Source organism: Caballeronia sp. (assembly GCF_049581465.1).
Classification (GTDB): domain Bacteria; phylum Pseudomonadota; class Gammaproteobacteria; order Burkholderiales; family Burkholderiaceae; genus Caballeronia.
On record NZ_JBAUSA010000742.1, the window covers coordinates 1 to 3,805 of the forward strand.

5 protein-coding genes and 1 pseudogene are annotated in these 3,805 nt (G+C 60.9%); 4 read left to right on the forward strand and 2 right to left on the reverse strand.

Features of this window, described 5'->3' with window-relative positions; genetic code table 11:
• The 4 genes and pseudogenes from WCA53_RS18370 to WCA53_RS18385 all read left to right on the forward strand — a co-directional run.
• A partial coding sequence (locus tag WCA53_RS18370) for a quinone oxidoreductase family protein (protein WP_423913670.1) occupies window positions 1-519 on the forward strand: 519 nt, incomplete at its 5' end.
• Between the two features lie 39 nt (window positions 520-558).
• Window positions 559-1,290: an SDR family oxidoreductase gene (locus WCA53_RS18375; protein ID WP_423913674.1), complete on the forward strand. Its 732-nt coding sequence runs from the start codon at window positions 559-561 to the stop codon at window positions 1,288-1,290.
• Between the two features lie 108 nt (window positions 1,291-1,398).
• Window positions 1,399-1,557 (forward strand): hypothetical protein, encoded by a 159-nt coding sequence (locus WCA53_RS18380; RefSeq protein ID WP_423913679.1) that lies wholly within the window; start codon window positions 1,399-1,401, stop codon window positions 1,555-1,557.
• Window positions 1,558-1,572: 15 nt separating this feature from the next.
• Window positions 1,573-2,196, forward strand: a pseudogene (locus WCA53_RS18385) (alcohol dehydrogenase catalytic domain-containing protein); the annotation flags it as partial.
• A 144-nt stretch (window positions 2,197-2,340) separates the two neighbouring features.
• Here the strand turns inward: WCA53_RS18385 and WCA53_RS18390 are convergent.
• Window positions 2,341-3,258, reverse strand: a complete 918-nt coding sequence (locus WCA53_RS18390) for a LysR family transcriptional regulator (protein ID WP_423913683.1) — start codon at window positions 3,256-3,258, stop codon at window positions 2,341-2,343.
• 139 nt (window positions 3,259-3,397) lie between these two features.
• Window positions 3,398-3,805: helix-turn-helix domain-containing protein (locus WCA53_RS18395; RefSeq protein WP_423913686.1), on the reverse strand; the 408-nt coding region annotated here is incomplete at its 5' end.

Consider the following 3,805-nt stretch of genomic DNA (forward strand, 5'->3'; position numbering starts at 1 on the left):
TCGGTCGGCAATGCGACCTATCAGCTCGCGCGGGCACAAGGTGCTGAGAAGGTGCTCTCGACGGCTGGCAGCGCGGCGAAAGCCGCCAGGGCGCGCGAGCTTGGCTTCGAAGACGTGATCGACCTCACCACGGAAGCGCTCGCGGACGGCGTTCACCGGTTAACGGCCGGCAAGGGGGTAGATATTGTGATCGATAGCATCGGCGGGACCGTGACCAGTGATGCCCTGAGCAGCCTCGGTACCGGCGGTGTCTTGATCACGTTGGGCTACTCCGGTGGCCGCAGAACCATGATCGATGTGACGGACCTCATCTGGAAGCGCGCGCGTATGGAAGGCTTCTCGCTGTTCGGCCAGTCACCCACGGTGGTAGCAACCGCATGGCGGGACATTTTCTCGCTGATCGCCAGCGGATCCGTCAAGCCGATCGTCGAGCGGGTCTACCCCCTCGCCGAAGCGGGCGAGGCACTGCGTCACCTCATAGAAGATCGGCCGTTTGGCAAAGTCATCTTAACGATGTGACCGGCATAACCAGCGGATATTCACAACGGAGTAATCGCCATGGGTAAGTTGCAAGGAAAGGTCGCCGTCATCACCGGCGGCTCGTCAGGGATAGGCTTCGCCGCCGCGAAGCTCTTCGTCGCCGAGGGCGCCTACGTCTTCATCACCGGCCGTCGCCAGAAGGAACTCGACGAAGCCGTAAGGGCCATCGGGGACAATGTGACTGGCATCCAGGGAGACGTCGCCGATCTGGCTGATATTGATCGTCTCTATGAGAACGTCAGCGCGACAGGGCGAAGAATCGACATCGTCTTCGCCAACGCCGGTATCGCTGAGTTCGCCGCCCTGGGCGATATCACCGAAGCGCATTTCGACAAACTGTTCAGTACTAACGTGAAGGGCGTGCTCTTCACCGTCCAGAAGGCGCTGCCGCTCTTGAATGACGGCGGGTCGATCATTCTCACGGGCTCCGTCGCGAGCGCCAAAGGGACGCCTGCCTTCTGGGTATATGGCGCGACCAAGGCGGCCATCCGCAATTTCGTGCGGGGATGGACCGTGGAGCTGAAAGACCGTCGCATCCGTTCAAACGTCCTTAGCCCGGGCCCAATAGATACCCCGGTCATCGGTCAGCAGCCTCAGGACGCTATGGCGAGGATTTTATCTACGATACCGATGGGACGCATGGGGCAAGCCGACGAAGTTGCCAAGGCAGCCCTGTTTCTCGCTTCGGATGACTCGAGTTTCGTCACGGGCATCGAGCTCTTCGTGGATGGTGGCCGCGCTCAGATCTGACGCACGCGCGTTTTCCCCAACGGATTGGCGGACATTGCACAACCCGATGCCGTATAAGGCATGCCGGCGTTGTACCTGCTTAGGCGTCCATCGAAGAGGAGTGACATCATGAAAGCCGTGGTACTTACCGCATATGGCGACCCTGCAACGGGACTTGAATTGCGCGAGTTGCCAGAACCCGCCAGTCCGGGCGCGGACCAGGTGCTGGTTGGGGTCGAGTACGCCCCAGTCAACTTCAGCGACATTCTCGTCGCGCGGGGCTTGTAGCCGCTGCATCCCGAGTTGCCATCGGTTATTGGCAACGAGGGTGCGGGGCGTGTGCTGGAGGCAGGTGCCGGAGTCAGCAACGTCAGGGTCGGCGACCGCGTGGCTCTCTCGATGGGCAGCTTCACCTGGCGCGAGCGGATAGTCGTCAACGCGGACGGGCTGGTCGCACTTCCTGCCGATGCTGATCCTCAGCAGTTAGCCATGCTTACCATCAACCCGCCCACCGCGCATTTGCTGCTCGAGACATACGTACAGTTGCAGTCGGGTGACTGGATTGTGATCAACGCGGCCAACTCGGCCATAGCGCGCTGGATAGTCGGCTTTGCCAAACGAAAGAGTGTCAGGACTCTCGGACTGGTGCGTCGGGCAGAGGCTATGAGTGCCGCGCGAGAAGCGGGATGCGAGCTGGTCTTGCTGGACGACGACAACGTGCCCAATAAGATGGCCGAGGCGCTGGGTGAACCGCGCATGCGGCTTGCGCTGGATGCCGTCAGCGGCGACGCTACGGGCCACCTGGCGAAGTTGCTGGGGCCTCGCGGCACGCTCGTGTCGTACGCTGCCCCGAGCTTTGCGGCCATGGCGGTTAGCCCGTTCGAGGTCATGTTCAATGACTTGACCGTTCGTGGCTTTTCACTAGGTAATCCGGACTTTGCGGGCCAGCGGGGGCTAGACGCAGCGCGGGGGAACGTCCTACACCGATCATTCCCCGCTTTCGTTCATGCAGATCAGGCCGGCGCGCTGCGAGCGGTTATGGCTAGTCGAAGCCTGACCGGTCGCGCACCCTTATGGGTGATCGTCCGTGTCTACGGGATCGGCGCGGAAGTCCAGGATATCTGTGAGGAAGTCGAGGAATGCGCGTGTTTTAGCGTTGACCATGCGGCCGGCCGGGAACACGGCCCAAAGCTCAACGGAAGGCAGCCGCCAATCGTTCAGCACCGCGCAGACCTCGCCGCTTTTCAGTTCCGGGGAAAACATCCATTCGGATGCCACGGCTAACCCGAGATCGGCGAGAACCGCCGCTCGGATTCCTTCAGCCGCGGTGGTGGCAACGCGTCCGGATACGACGACGGCCACTTCCGAGCTTTCGCGTCGAAAAGTCCACGTGCCGCCGCCACCTCGCTGGTTATATATGATTGCCTGATGGGAAGACAGGTCCGCCGGGGAGGCGGGGATTCCGGCGCGTTTGAAGTAGGCCGGCGTGCCCACCACAAGACGTGGGACTTCACCGATCTTGCGTGCGGTCATGCTCGAGTCCTCGAGTTGTCCCATGCGAAATGCGATGTCGATGCCTTCTTCGAGCAGATCGACATTGCGATCGTCGAGAACCATGTCGACGTTGAGATCAGGATGTGCTTCGAGAAACCGTCCGATGGCGGGCACGATGTGTAGCCGGGCAAACGTAACGGCGGCGCACACGCGCAGGCGTCCCGTGAGATTGGTGGCCGCTCCGCGGGCAGCGAACTCCGCTTCGTCTGCCTCTTCGATCGCGCGTTTTGCCCGTCCGTAAAATGCCTGACCTGCCTCGGTTGGCATTAAACCGCGCGTCGAGCGCAGCAACAGGCGCACCGAGAGTCGTTCTTCGAGCAGGGCAATGGTCTTGGACACGGCTGGCTGCCCTACCTTCAATAGTCGCGCAGCCGCTGAAAATGAACCAGACTCCACCACGCATACAAAGGTTTCCATCGCTGCTAGCCTGTCCACTGCATCCTCCTGGCTGGGCGAAAACGTAGAAGCGCCCGTTGCGTCCGCCGTCGAAACTTACCGTTCAGCGCTGAGAAACCGATGGACTTGTACCACAACGGCCGCACCTTCGCCTACTGCTGCCGTGGTCAAGAGCCGTTCACGGATGCGAATTCTCCGCAATGGTAAGAACGGGGTCTTTTGCGTCAATGGCTCCAGGTCCAGCCTTGAGCGTTGGCAGCGATGCAGCGGTGGTGATCTGCCGACCATGCTGCCTTGGCGAGCAGCCTATGACGCGTTTGAATGCCTTACCGAACGCGCTTTCGGACTCGTAGCCCAGCGACGTGGCGATACAGGGAATTGAGTCGCCTGAATTTTTCAGCCTGTCGCACGCCAACAGCATCCGCCAACGTGTCACGTATTCCATCGGTGAAGTTCCAACCGTCTCCTTGAAGCGCAGGGCAAAAGTCGAGCGTGACATGCCTATACGCAAGGCTAGCTTCTGTAACGTCCACGGATGCCCGGGGTCATCGTGCATGCACGTGAGTGCTGCGCTCAGCTGTTTATC

Coding starts and splice junctions, on each gene's coding strand:
- WCA53_RS18375 (WP_423913674.1), top strand. CDS start 559: ATGGGTAAGTTGCAAGGAAAGGTCGCCGTCATCACCGGCGGCTCGTCA.
- WCA53_RS18380 (WP_423913679.1), top strand. CDS start 1,399: ATGAAAGCCGTGGTACTTACCGCATATGGCGACCCTGCAACGGGACTT.